This is a genomic window from Mycobacterium sp., assembly GCF_035499775.1.
Classification (GTDB): Bacteria; Actinomycetota; Actinomycetes; order Mycobacteriales; family Mycobacteriaceae; genus Mycobacterium.
The window spans coordinates 1-12019 of the sequence record NZ_DATJYB010000365.1; the positions used below are offsets into that span (position 1 = coordinate 1).

Below are 12019 nucleotides of genomic sequence, written 5' to 3' on the forward strand. Positions count from 1 at the left end.
TATGCACTCGACCCGAACATGATGCACATGTCCGAGGTCCTCAACGCGCCCGACTTCCTGGTCGGCGAAATGGCCAACCTGTCGGGGCAGGCAGCCGATCCGTTCAAGATTCCGCCTGGCGCGGTGTCGGGACAGTAGGGGCCGGCAGATGATAGACAGACTCACCAAGATCCAGCTCTCGATCTTCGCGCTGGTCACGGTCGTCACGCTGACGATCATGATCATCTTCTATCTGCGGTTGCCGGCGACGTTCGGCCTCGGAACCTATGGTGTGAGCGCCGATTTCGAAGCCGGCGGCGGTCTGTACAAGAACGCCAACGTCACCTACCGCGGCGTTGCAGTCGGCCGGGTGGAGTCGGTGGGGCTGAACAACCACGGCGTCACCGCAAACATGCGGCTCAACAGCGGCACCGAGATCCCGCGGAACGTTACCGCGACCGTGAAGAGCGTCTCGGCGATCGGTGAGCAGTACATCGACCTCGTCCCGCCCGACGGCACGACTTCGTCGAGGCCGAAGTTGCGCAATGGAGACCAGATCGAGCACACCCAAATCGGCAAAGACGTCGCAGACCTGTTGAAACAAGCTGAGACGCTGGTCAACAGCCTGAGCGAAACCAAGCTGCGAGAGTTGCTGCACGAGGCCTTCATCGCCACCAACGGCACCGGTCCCCAGCTGGCCCGACTCCTGCATTCGGCCCGCCTGTTGGTGGACGAGGCCAACGCCGACTACCCGAAGGTTTCGCAGCTGATCGATCAGGCGGGCCCGTTCCTGCAAGCCCAGATTCGGGCCGGGGGCGACATCAAGTCACTCGCCGACGGGCTGGCGCGGTTCACCTCCGAGGTGCGCCAGGCCGACCCCCAGCTGCGTAACACGTTGGCCACCGCACCAGGTGCGATCGACGAGGCCAACACCGCGTTCTCCGGCATCCGGCCGTCGTTCCCCGCGCTGGCGGCCAACCTGGCCAACCTGGGCCGGGTCGGCGTCATCTACCACAAGACGATCGAGCAGCTGCTGGTGGTGCTGCCCCCGTTGTTCGCCGCGATCACCACCGCCGCCGGTGGCACACCTCAAGACGAGGGTGCCAAGCTGGACTTCAAACTCGACCTGAACGACCCACCGCCGTGCGCCGTCGGCTTCGTGCCCCCGCCATTGATGCGCACGCCGGCCGACGAGACGGTGCGCGAGCTGCCGCGCGACATGTATTGCAAGGTCGCCCAGAACGACCCCAGCACGGTGCGCGGCGCCCGCAACTACCCGTGCCAGGAGTTCCCCGGCAAACGGGCACCGACGGTTCAGCTTTGTCGTGACCCGAAGGGCTACGTGCCGACCGGCCGCAACCCCTGGCGCGGTCCGCCGGTCCCGTACACCACACCGATGACCAACGGGCTGAACGTGTTGCCGCCCAACAAGTTCCCGTACATACCGCCGGGCGTGAATCCCGATCCGGGTCCTCCGATCGTCGGGCCGCCTCCACCGGGCGTGGTGCCCGGGCCGGGGCCGATGCCGAACCATCAGCCGCCGTACGTCCAACCGCCGCCGAACGACTCCGGACCGCCGCCGGGCAACCCGTCGTGGATGCCGCCGGGGGTCCCGCCCGTTCCGCCGATACTTCCGTATCCGAAGTACCTTCCGCCGCCACCGCCGCCGGTGGGTGTTGGCCCGCCGCCTCCTGCACCTGGTTCGCCGCCGCAGGCCAGCGGCCCGGCGTACACGACATATGACCCCAGTTCCGGTGCGTTTGCGGACCCGGCGGGCGGGACTGGTATTTTCGCGCCCGGTATGAGCGGCGTATCCAGCGCCGAGAATTGGTTGGACCTCATGCGTGATCCAAGGCCGCTCTAGTGGTAGCTGTAGACACTTCTTCAGACACGCAGCCGACGACGCAACGCGTCCGTCGGAAAGCATCGCGCGCGGCGGGCCCGGCGAAAACCGAGTCGGGCGACGACACGGTCGCTGCGCCCAAAGGTGCTACCGCGGCCAAGGTCGGCACGTCGGCGCAGCCCAAGCGGCCGGCGAAGAGGCCGGCGGCCGTCAAGCGCCCGCCGCGGCGGCAGTCGCACCGGGTCCTGGTTGGATGCATCTCGTTCGCCGCCGCGCTGTTGGCGGTCGGTGCCCTGGTCGGTTGCCTGATCTTCCTGGTGCTCGACCAACGGAAGAACGAGGCCAAACAAGCACGCGCGCAACGTTTCGTCGACGCCGCCTCGCAGACCGTCGTCAACATGTTCAGCTACAAGCAGGACAATATCGACGAGAGCGTGAACCGGTTCTACAACGGGACCAGCGGCCCGCTGCGCGGGATGCTCAGCGCCAGCAACAATGTCGACAACCTCAAGGGCCTGTTCCGCTCCACCAACGCGACGTCGGAGGCCGTCATCAACGGAGCGGCGCTGGAGGGTATCGACGCGGTCACCAACAACGCGTCAGTGTTGGTGTCGGTACGCGTCACGGTCGCCGACGCCGACGGAGTCAACAAACCGTCCCAGCCTTACCGGTTGCGAGTCATCGTGCACGAGGACGACGGCGGACGGATGACCGGCTACGACCTGAAGTATCCGGACGGTGGCAACTGATGCGGCTGCGGCGATGGCTAATCGCGGTCGCCGGGTCAGTGCTGGTTGTAGCCTTCGTCGGGTTGTCGGCGGCGGGCGGCTGGATGTACTGGAACAGGGTGGAGACTCGCGGCGCGGAGTCGGCGCGGGCGGTGTTGCCTCAGCTCGCCGCCAAGGAGATTCCTCAAGTCTTCGCTTACGACTACCAGACCGTCGAGCGCAGCCTCACGGCTACCTACCCGTTCCTGACGCCTGAATATCGCGCGGAGTTCCAGAAGAGCGTCAATGCGCAGATCATCCCGGAGGCCAAGAAGCGCGAAGTCGTCATCCAGGCCAACGTGGTCGGCGTTGGAATGATCTCCGCCAAGCGGGAATCCGCGTCTGTCATGGTGTACATGAACCGCACCGTTACCGACAAGTCACGGCAGCCGCTCTACGACGGCAGTCGATTGCGGGTGGACTTCAAGAAGGTGGGCGACAAATGGCTGATCGCCTACATCACCCCTATCTAAAACGTCAGAAGCACATCGCAATGTCGTTGCAGCGCAACGGATAACGCTCGATCGGGCTGGGCGGGGGACCGGTGAGCGCCAGCGAGAACGGCTGCTTCTTCATGTCCGACGGCAGGCCACAGACGGCGCCGTGCAACGTGGTATGTGTGCCGCCGAACGTCTCGTTGTCGAACGAGTAGGTTTCGGTAGATGCCCCGGTGCCGCCCCCCGGGCACGAAACACCGTCGGGCACCTCTACCTTGAAGGTCCAAAGTCCGCCTGACAGCCTGGCTCTGCCACTGAAGTTCTGCAGCTTGTCTTGGCGGCTGATCTGTTCGGCCGTCGTACTCACCACGTTCAAGGCACAGAAGTTGGCCATGATGGTCGGGTTGTCGTAATCCTTGTAATAGCGGCTTCCGTTTACTTGATCGCACAGCGCCGTGATCGTCCAGGTAACTCCGGACACGCCCGCCTGATTGAAGGCGTAAGCGCCGTCGGGCGGCGGTGCGACGGCATGCGCCGGCCCGCCCGATTCCAGCGCGATCCCAATTGCAACGGCTGAGAAGATGCCGGCGCCGGCGGCCAGACCGCGACGGACTTTCACGTCGTTCTCCCTTCGCGCGCAACACTGCTTTTCCGAGTATCACAGCGGTCGGACGACAACGCCATGGGTTTGCCGCGGTTACTTGGCTTTCCGTGGATGCGCCTCGGCGAGTGCGTCGAGAAATGACCGCGCCCAACGGTCTACGTCGTGGGCGAGCACCTGGCGGCGCAGCGAGCGCATCCGCCGTCGTCCCTCCTCGTCCGACTGGTTGAGTGCGGCCTCGATCGCGTCCTTGACCCCTTCGAGGTCGTGCGGGTTGACCAGGTAGGCCTGGCGGAGTTCGGCTGCGGCACCGGTGAATTCGCTGAGGACCAGCGCGCCGCCAAGATCGCTGCGGCAGGCGACGTACTCCTTGGCCACCAGGTTCATCCCGTCCCGCAGCGGGGTGACCAGCATGACGTCGCTGGCTACGAAGAACGCGATGAGTTCGTCGCGCGGGACCGGACGGTGCAGGTAGTGCACCACCGGATGACCGACCTCGCCGTATTCGCCGTTGATGTGACCGACCTGGCGTTCAATGTCGTTGCGCAGGATCTGGTAACTCTCCACCCGTTCGCGGCTCGGCGTCGCCAGTTGGACCAGCACGGTGTCGTCGCGTTTCGCGCGCCCCTCGGCGAGCAGCTCGGAGAAGGCCTTCAGCCGGACGTTAATGCCCTTGGTGTAGTCCAGCCGGTCGACGCCGAGCAGGATCTTGCGCGGATTGCCCAGCTCTGCACGGATTTCCCGCGCCCTGCGCCGGATGTTGCGGTCGCGCGCCGCATGGTCCAGCTCTCTGGAGTCGATGGAGATCGGAAAGGCGCCCACCTGGACGGTGCGGGACCCCAGCTGGACCTCGCCGAACCGCGACCGCACCCCGACCGATCCCCGCGAGGTGTTGGCGCCCACCAGTTGCCGGGACAGGAACAGAAAATTCTGGGCACCGCCGGCCAGGTGGAATCCCACCAGATCGGCACCGAGCAGGCCTTCGATGATCTCGGTGCGCCAGGGCAGCTGCATGAACAGTTCGATCGGGGGAAACGGGATGTGCAAGAAGAAGCCGATGGTCAAGTCGGGCCGCAGTTCCCGCAGCATTTTGGGTACCAGCTGCAGCTGGTAGTCCTGCACCCACACGGTCCCGTCCAGCGCGGCGGCCCGCGACGCGGCTTCGGCGAAGCGGCGGTTGACGTCGACGTAGCGCTCCCACCATTCGCGGTCGTAGATCGGCTTGACGATGACGTCGTGGTACAGCGGCCACAGCGTGGCGTTGGAGAACCCTTCGTAGTAGTCCGCGACGTCCTCGGCGCTCAGCCGTACCGGCTGAAGCCGGAGCTCGTCCTGGACGATGGGCTCCTCGTCACCGTCGATTACGCCCGGCCAGCCGACCCACGCCCCGCGCCGCCGGCGCAGCAGTGGCTCCAAGGCCGTGACCAACCCCCCGGGGCTGCGTTTCCAGGCGGTGGTGCCGTCCGGAAGCCGCTCCAGATCGACCGGCAGACGATTGGCGACGACGACGAAATCGGAGTCACCGTAGCGCTCCGGATTCGGAGTCGCCGGGCCCTGGCCTCCGCCGGGAGCCATTTTAAGTCTCGATCTTCGCCGGCCCAATACCGAGCATGGACAAGAAGATTCGGCACTCGTCGGCATCGTTTGCGTACGCGGCAACGACCCGCCTCGCCTGGCTTGCGGTGTGATCGGCCAGCGGCTCCACGTCGCCGATATCGCCAGGATCAGATTTGGTAGGCATGACACAACTTTAAGGGACGCCCGTATTGCGTCACACCGGTCCCACTGCTCAGGGGCAATAGCGGCGCACAGGGGGCCCGCTGCCGACCCCCGCCGGGCGGCATGACGCGAGATAGAGCCGGGCATTGCTGCAATTCCTAAATATCAACCATGGGGATATTTAGCGTCGGAGTCGAGTTCAAGAGCCAGATTTGGAAATAGGCGCGGAGGCGATCCGGATTACCCCCGTTAGCGAACCTCTGCTGTGCCGCCCGCACGGTGGGTTGCAGCCCCTGGCCGGGCGGGACAATTGACGGTAGCGTAAGAACCTCATGCCGCCGACGGCAGCACCGAACTATTGGCCCAACGTCGAACAACGCGACGCCAACGTGGAGACAACTCATCGACCGGTCCCGTCGCACGGCAATGGATATGTTTGTCCTTTCCAAATCCGCACAGATATTCCCCGGCAAACTAAGCACAGTATGGGAAAAAAGGCATTATCCTAAGCCACAACGCCCCACCCGGTGGGGTGGCCTTAACGACGTCTGACTCCCGGGGATAAGTAATGACGCTTACACCAGCCGATGTCCACAACGTAGCGTTCTCTCGGTCTCGCCTCGGCAAGCGCGGTTACTGCGAGCAAGAAGTCGACCTTTTCATCGATCTGGTTGAGCAGGAACTGACTCGACACATCGAGGAGGACGCCGAGCTCCGTAACCGAAACGCCGAGCTGCGCAATCGCGATGGTGGGCTGCACAAGCGGGAAATGGAAGTCGCCGAGCGGGAAACCGAGCTCGCCCAGCAGCAGATCGCTTTGCGTCAGTACGAAAGCCGGGTCCGCCAGCAGGAAGGTCAGCTCCGCCAACTCGAGGCCGAGTACGCCCAGCGCGATGCCGTGCTCGTGCAGAAGGAAACCGAGCTCCGCCACCGGGAAGCCCAGGTCGCCCAGCAGGTGGCCAACCTCGGCCAGCAGGAAGGCGAGCTCGTCCAGTGGGAAAACGAGTTGCGCCAGCAGGAAGCCGAGCTCGCCCAGCAGGAGGCCGAAGTCGAGCGTCGTCAGCGGCAGGAGCAACCGGAACCGGTCGCCGCTTGCGTCGGCGCCGAGGCCACCGCCCACCAGGTGTTGCGGCCGTTGCGGCCCGCGACGCAATTCCGGGGGACAGTCGCGCAGGCCGCCGCCGTCAACGGGGTGGGGCACCGCGAGGAGGTGCGGACGGTCGCCGCGGCGGTTCACGGCCGGCATGACATGGAACGGATGGCGGTTCGGGCGGTGACCGACGTTCTCGGCAACACCATCACCGAGACGGTGCACGAGCGGCTGCGCAGAAGCGATATCGACCAGAACGGGGATTCCGAGCCGTCCACCGAGCTCGATCAGCTGAAGGAAAAGAACGCCGAACTCAACCGCTCCAACGAACTGCTCAAGGCCGCCGCGGCACTGCTGGCGGCGGCGCTGGAAAAGGATTGATTCGACGTACTAATCAACCCAGCGGCCAGTGGGCTGGATGCTGGCCGTAATGTGGGCGCAATGACAGTCTCTGACCAGGCCGGCACCGCGGCAGCCAGCGGTAATGCTGATCAGCCGGTGGCCTACGAAACTCTCGACGAGGGCCGCATCGCCCGGATCTGGCTCAACCGGCCCGATGAGCACAACGCGCAGAATCGCACCTTGCTGGTTCAGCTCGACGAGGCGTTCTGCCGCGCCGAGGCCGACGACGCCGTGCGCGTGGTGATCCTCGCCGCGCGCGGCAGGAACTTTTCCGCCGGGCACGACCTCGGCTCGGATGCGGCGTTACTGGAGCGCAAACCCGGACCTAGCCAGCATCCGACCTTTCGCTCGCACGGAGCTACCCTCGACCCGATCATCGAGAAGCTGTATCACCAGGAGTGGCACTTCTTTTTCCAAAACACTTGTCGTTGGCGCGATCTGCGCAAGATCACCATCGCCCAGGTGCAGGGCAACGCGATCTCGGCCGGGCTGATGCTGATTTGGGCGTGCGACCTGATCGTCGCCGCCGACAATGCGAAGTTCAGCGACGTCGTCGCGGTGCGGCTGGGTATGCCGGGTGTTGAATATTATGCTCACCCTTGGGAGTTCGGCCCGCGCAAGGCCAAAGAGCTGCTGCTGACCGGTGATTCGCTGGACGCTGACGAAGCGTATCGACTTGGCATGGTGTCCAAGGTCTTTCCGGTCGACGAGCTGGAGGAAAAGACTCTGGAGTTCGCACGGCGAATCGCCGAGCGGCCCACGATGGCAGCGCTGCTGATCAAAGACTCGGTCAACGCCGCCTCCGACGCAATGGGATTCACCGAGGCGCTGCGGCACGCGTTCCATGTGCACGAGCTGGGGCACGCCCACTGGGCGGCGTACAACGAGAACAGGTTCCCGGTTGGCCTGCCGCCGGACGTCGAGGACTGGCGGACCGCCAAGCCCACCAAAGTGGCGCGCCGCGACACGCCCTAGGTATGGCGTCTGATTTCAGTTCTTAGAGGGGCTCCCATGCAGCTTTCATTCGAAGACCGGACGTACCTGGTCACCGGCGGTGGCAGTGGAATCGGCAAAGGGGTGGCTGCCGGGCTGGTGGCAGCGGGCGCCTCGGTGATGATCGTCGGGCGCAACCCGGACCGCCTCGCGGGTGCGGTCGAAGAGATCGAAGCACTCAAGCCCAAAGGCTCCATACGCTACGAGCCCACCGACGTGACCAACGAGGACGAGGTCACCCGCGCGGTGGACGCCGCGACGGCGTGGCACGGGAGACTCCACGGCGTCGTGCACAGTGCGGGCGGCTCCCTGACCATCGGCCCGATCACCCAGATCGACTCGGATGCGTGGCGACGCACGGTCGATCTCAACGTGAACGGCACCATGTACGTGCTCAAGCACGCCGCACGTGAGCTGGTGCGCGGCGGCGGCGGCTCGTTCGTCGGGATCTCGTCGATCGCGGCCAGCAACACCCACCGCTGGTTCGGACCCTACGGGGTCACCAAGTCGGCCATCGACCACATGATGATGCTGGCCGCCGACGAGCTGGGTGCGTCATGGGTGCGGGTGAACAGCATCCGGCCGGGCCTGACCCGCACCGAGCTCCTCGCGCCGGTTACCGAATCGCCGGAGCTGAGCTCCGACTACGCACTGTGCACGCCGCTGCCGCGGGTAGGCGAGGTTGAGGACGTCGCCAACCTGGCCATGTTCCTGCTCAGCGATGCCGCCGGCTTCATCACCGGACAGTGCATCAACGTCGACGGCGGGCACATCTTGCGCCGCGGCCCGGACTTCTCCGCGATGCTGGAACCCGTGTTCGGCGCCGACGGGCTACGCGGAGTGGTCTGACCCGCCGGCGTCCCGATCGGCCAGCGTCGACACCGCCGACCAGTCCAGCTCTCCACCGCCGGTCGCCACCAGGGTGAGCAAGCGGTCGTGCAGCAGGCTGGCGACGGGCAGCGGCACCTGCAGGTCCTCAGCCGCGGCCAGCACCAGCCGGATGTCCTTGAGGCCCAGCGTTGCTGCGAACCCGGCGAGCTCGAACTGTCGGCGCGCGATCAGTCCGCCGTAAGTCTGGTACGCCGGTCCGGCGAAAAGCGTGGAGGTGAGGATGTCGACATATTGCTGCCTGTCGACGCCCGACTTGGCGACGAGTGCCACCGCCTCCCCGATCGACTCGATCGCCGAGGCGAGCAGAAAATTGCCGCTCAGTTTCGCCAGGTTGGCCGCATGCGGCTGCTCGGACACCACGAAGGTCCGTTGACCGATGGTGTCGAACAGCGGGGCCATCGCCTGCACCACCTGCGGCGCGCCCGCCGCCACGACGAAAAGCTTTGCGGCAGCGGCTGCTTCGGGTCGACCGAAGACCGGCGCGGCGACGTACTGTTGACCGGCCTCGGCGTGCGCGGCCGCCAGGCGCCGGGACATTGCGACGCTGATCGTGCTCGACGAGATGTGGGTGGCGCCCGGCGCCAGCGCCGCCACGATGCCGTCCTCGCCGAAGGCAACATGTTCGACGGCCCGGTCATCGGCCAGCATCGTGAACACGACCTCACCGTTGCTGGCGTCGGCAACAGTGCTCGCCGCGCTCGCGCCCCGTTCGGCGAGGGCTTGTGCTTTGGCGGGGGAGCGGTTGTAGACGGTGAGGTGGTTGCCCGCCTTCAGAAGGTTCGCGGCCATCCCGGCGCCCATCTTCCCCAGACCGATGAATCCGATGTCCATGGCGTCAACGATGCCGCGCCTTGCGATGATGAGCACGCCGAATGACGGGAGAAGCACAATGAACCGATTAGAGGGCCGGCGGATCCTGGTGACCGGAGCCGCGTCGGGCATCGGCCAGTCAACCGTGCTGCGCCTGCTCGACGAGGGTGCCAGCGTGCTGGCGGCCGACGTCATGGCCGACGGTCTGGAACAGACCCGGGCCCGGGCCGACGAGGCCGCAACCGGTGACCGGCTCACCACCATGCAGATGGATGTCAGCAACGAGGATTCGGTGGTCGACGGCGTGTGCCTTGCCGTGCAAACGCTCGACGGCCTGGATGCACTCGTCAACGCGGCCGGCATCCTGCGCGCCGCACATACCCATGAAACCGGCACCGAGTTGTGGAATCAGATCATCGCGGTCAACTTGACCGGTACTTTCCTGGTGGTCCGCGAGGCACTGCCCGCGTTGCTCGGCAATCAGCGCAGCACGATCGTGAACTTCAGCTCCACATCGGCCTCGTTCGCACACCCGTACATGGCGGCCTACGCGGCGAGCAAAGGCGGCGTCCAGGCCTTCACCCATTCCCTGGCGCTCGAATACGCGCGAGACGGGCTGCGCGCGGTATGTGTGTGCCCGGGCAGCATCAAGTCCGGCATCACCGACGCCACCGGCGGATACATTCCGCAAGACGCCGATTGGAAGCTGTTCACCAGGCTGATGCCGATCCTGCCGACCACGGAGAAGTCCAGCGGCGCCGGGATGGCCGACCCCCGAGTGGTGGCCGGCGTGATCGCCATGCTGGTGTCCGAGGACGGCGCGTTCATCACCGGCACCGAAATCCGCATCGACGGCGGAACGCACGCCTAGTTGACGCAGGGCACCCCGCCGCCGTCGATGGGCTTCCCCCGATCGGGCGTGGGCAGGGTGGTGGTGGCGTAGCCGTAAGACCCGTAGGAGCTCGACTTGGTGGATGTCGTGGTCGTGGTGGTGGTGGTGGTCGTGCTTTCGTCGGGGGCGGGCATCGAGAAGTTGGTGTCCACGACCACCTCGACGTGTCCGGGCGCGAGGGCGGGATCAGCCCGCTTCGGGGGGTCGATGCCGAGCAGTGTGGCCACATTGCGCGCGTCGGTGTCCGCACCGGCACCGTAGGTGATCGTCGTGGCTGTCGGCTCGCCCGAGTTGCGATCCCGGACCTGTCCCATGGTGTAGCCGTGTTTCTTGAGTGCGCGGGACACGTCGCTGGCGAGTCCGGTCAGGCTGCCGGAGTTGATCACGTCGACGACGGTGGACGGGTCGGGCTTGCTGACCGTGGTGGTGGCGGCTACCGGCGGTGCGGCGCCGATGGCCGCGGCCACCTCGGCCTTGATCGCGGCCGCGTCGATGATGTTGACGCTCTGGCCGTCGATCTCGTCGTACCGGACGACGGGCAACGTCCGGAACTCGACGTTGCCGCCCGCGAGGGCGCCCATGCGCTGGATCAGGTCGGCGTCCCAGCCGGCCGACAGCACGACATCCTTGCGCGCCACCGCCATCAGGCTGTTCAGCTTGTCCAGGTTGCTGAAGGTTCCCGAATCCTGCAGCTCGCGCATGACCGAAGAGAGGAACGCCTGTTGCCGGTGCGTACGGTCCAGGTCGCCGTTGTCCAGGCCATGGCGCTGCCGGACAAACGCCAGCGCCTGCGAAGCGTTCAAGCGCTGACGTCCGGCCGGGAAGTTGGCGCCGGAGTACGAGTCGTCGACGGAATGGTTGAGGCACACTTCGACGCCGCCCAGGGTTTGGGCGAGGTCGTAGAAGCCGGCCAGATTGACCTCTGCGAAATAGTCGATCGGAACGCCGGTCAGGCTGCGCACCGCGCGCAAGGTCGCGGCCCGGCCGGCTTCGCGGCCCTTGGTCTCGAGCTCTTTACGGGTGAGGTTGCCCTGGTTCGCCAGCTTCTGCGCGACATATTGCTTGGTAAGCCCGTAGGCCTCTTTGATCTTGATGTGGTTGTAGCCCGGAATGCCGTTGAACGGCACCCAGTCATCGCGGGGAATCGAGAATGCGACAGCTTTGCCGTCGGCGCCCACGTGCACGAGTATCAGGGTGTTGGTGTTGTAGCCGCCGTCGTCGGAGTCGCCCGCGTGCAGCTGCCGCAGGATCGACGACGGCAGGTCGTTGCCGTCCTGGTCTTTGCGTGAGTCCAGCCCGATGAGCAGAATGTTCATCTGGTTGCCGCTGGAGCGCGGGTCGTCCGGGCTGAGGGCCTCCGAGATGGTGATGCCGCCCAGCGCGCCGTGGGCCACCCAATATCCCGCACCGGTGAGCAACACCGCCACCAGTGACACCAAAGTCATGAAGCCTCGGACCACCCCCCTGCGAAACCGCGACGGGCGACGAGCGGCACGATGACGGTGCCGATGAGTGGAGCCGGCCATCACAAACCTAGGCCGCTGACACGCTTGCAACCGCGCGCACCAGCGACAACCGCATGAGCGGTTTGCGGT

12 protein-coding genes and 1 pseudogene are annotated in these 12019 nt (G+C 65.7%); 8 read left to right on the forward strand and 5 right to left on the reverse strand.

Annotated features, from left to right (window positions below):
* The 4 genes and pseudogenes from VML93_RS22480 to VML93_RS22495 all read left to right on the forward strand — a co-directional run.
* Window positions 1-138, forward strand: a pseudogene (locus VML93_RS22480) (mammalian cell entry protein); the annotation flags it as partial.
* 10 nt (window positions 139-148) lie between these two features.
* Complete coding sequence (locus tag VML93_RS22485; protein WP_325614457.1) at window positions 149-1843, forward strand: virulence factor Mce family protein; 1695 nt, start codon at window positions 149-151, stop codon at window positions 1841-1843.
* Window positions 1843-2571, forward strand: a complete 729-nt coding sequence (locus VML93_RS22490; RefSeq protein ID WP_325614459.1) for a mammalian cell entry protein — start codon at window positions 1843-1845, stop codon at window positions 2569-2571. The genes VML93_RS22485 and VML93_RS22490 overlap by 1 nt, the downstream gene beginning before the upstream one ends.
* A complete protein-coding gene (locus VML93_RS22495; RefSeq protein WP_325614460.1) occupies window positions 2571-3062 on the forward strand; it encodes a mammalian cell entry protein in 492 nt (163 codons plus the stop codon). The genes VML93_RS22490 and VML93_RS22495 overlap by 1 nt, the downstream gene beginning before the upstream one ends.
* Before the next feature lie 4 nt (window positions 3063-3066).
* Here the strand turns inward: VML93_RS22495 and VML93_RS22500 are convergent, their stop codons facing one another.
* From VML93_RS22500 to VML93_RS22510, 3 genes are all read right to left on the reverse strand, one after another.
* Window positions 3067-3645 carry a hypothetical protein gene (locus tag VML93_RS22500; RefSeq protein ID WP_325614461.1) on the reverse strand — a complete coding sequence of 193 codons (579 nt, stop codon included), beginning with the start codon at window positions 3643-3645 and terminating at the stop codon, window positions 3067-3069.
* Between the two features lie 78 nt (window positions 3646-3723).
* Window positions 3724-5202: a trehalose-6-phosphate synthase gene (locus VML93_RS22505; RefSeq protein ID WP_325614462.1), complete on the reverse strand. Its 1479-nt coding sequence runs from the start codon at window positions 5200-5202 to the stop codon at window positions 3724-3726.
* Window position 5203: 1 nt separating this feature from the next.
* Entirely contained in the window at window positions 5204-5368 is a 165-nt protein-coding gene (locus tag VML93_RS22510) for a hypothetical protein (protein ID WP_325614464.1), read from the reverse strand.
* Between the two features lie 546 nt (window positions 5369-5914).
* On the opposite strand from VML93_RS22510, the gene VML93_RS22515 reads away from it, so the two are divergent.
* From VML93_RS22515 to VML93_RS22525, 3 genes are read left to right on the forward strand one after another with little or no spacing between them, the layout of a single operon-like run.
* A complete protein-coding gene (locus VML93_RS22515; protein WP_325614465.1) occupies window positions 5915-6817 on the forward strand; it encodes a DivIVA domain-containing protein in 903 nt (300 codons plus the stop codon).
* Window positions 6818-6877: 60 nt separating this feature from the next.
* On the forward strand, window positions 6878-7813 hold the full coding sequence (locus VML93_RS22520) for an enoyl-CoA hydratase (protein ID WP_325614467.1): 936 nt from the start codon (window positions 6878-6880) through the stop codon (window positions 7811-7813).
* 36 nt (window positions 7814-7849) lie between these two features.
* Complete coding sequence (locus VML93_RS22525; protein WP_325614469.1) at window positions 7850-8680, forward strand: SDR family oxidoreductase; 831 nt, start codon at window positions 7850-7852, stop codon at window positions 8678-8680.
* Here VML93_RS22525 and VML93_RS22530 read toward each other — a convergent pair.
* Window positions 8663-9553, reverse strand: coding sequence for an NAD(P)-dependent oxidoreductase (locus VML93_RS22530; protein WP_325614470.1), 891 nt, complete (start codon window positions 9551-9553; stop codon window positions 8663-8665). The genes VML93_RS22525 and VML93_RS22530 overlap by 18 nt on opposite strands.
* 58 nt (window positions 9554-9611) lie before the next feature.
* Between VML93_RS22530 and VML93_RS22535 the strand changes: the two genes are divergently transcribed.
* On the forward strand, window positions 9612-10403 hold the full coding sequence (locus VML93_RS22535) for an SDR family oxidoreductase (RefSeq protein WP_325614471.1): 792 nt from the start codon (window positions 9612-9614) through the stop codon (window positions 10401-10403).
* On the opposite strand, the gene VML93_RS22540 is transcribed toward VML93_RS22535, so the two are convergent.
* Window positions 10400-11950 (reverse strand): LCP family protein, encoded by a 1551-nt coding sequence (locus VML93_RS22540; RefSeq protein WP_325614473.1) that lies wholly within the window; start codon window positions 11948-11950, stop codon window positions 10400-10402. The two genes, VML93_RS22535 and VML93_RS22540, sit on opposite strands and share 4 nt — an antisense overlap.
* Window positions 11951-12019: the final 69 nt, after the last annotated feature.

What these genes read in the sequence shown, in the direction of transcription:
- VML93_RS22485 (WP_325614457.1), top strand. Translation starts at nt 149, where the DNA reads ATGATAGACAGACTCACCAAGATCCAGCTCTCGATCTTCGCGCTGGTC.
- VML93_RS22495 (WP_325614460.1), top strand. Translation starts at nt 2,571, where the DNA reads ATGCGGCTGCGGCGATGGCTAATCGCGGTCGCCGGGTCAGTGCTGGTT.
- VML93_RS22505 (WP_325614462.1), bottom strand. Translation starts at nt 5,202, where the DNA reads ATGGCTCCCGGCGGAGGCCAGGGCCCGGCGACTCCGAATCCGGAGCGC.
- VML93_RS22510 (WP_325614464.1), bottom strand. Translation starts at nt 5,368, where the DNA reads ATGCCTACCAAATCTGATCCTGGCGATATCGGCGACGTGGAGCCGCTG.
- VML93_RS22515 (WP_325614465.1), top strand. Translation starts at nt 5,915, where the DNA reads ATGACGCTTACACCAGCCGATGTCCACAACGTAGCGTTCTCTCGGTCT.
- VML93_RS22520 (WP_325614467.1), top strand. Translation starts at nt 6,878, where the DNA reads ATGACAGTCTCTGACCAGGCCGGCACCGCGGCAGCCAGCGGTAATGCT.
- VML93_RS22525 (WP_325614469.1), top strand. Translation starts at nt 7,850, where the DNA reads ATGCAGCTTTCATTCGAAGACCGGACGTACCTGGTCACCGGCGGTGGC.
- VML93_RS22530 (WP_325614470.1), bottom strand. Translation starts at nt 9,553, where the DNA reads ATGGACATCGGATTCATCGGTCTGGGGAAGATGGGCGCCGGGATGGCC.
- VML93_RS22535 (WP_325614471.1), top strand. Translation starts at nt 9,612, where the DNA reads ATGAACCGATTAGAGGGCCGGCGGATCCTGGTGACCGGAGCCGCGTCG.
- VML93_RS22540 (WP_325614473.1), bottom strand. Translation starts at nt 11,950, where the DNA reads ATGGCCGGCTCCACTCATCGGCACCGTCATCGTGCCGCTCGTCGCCCG.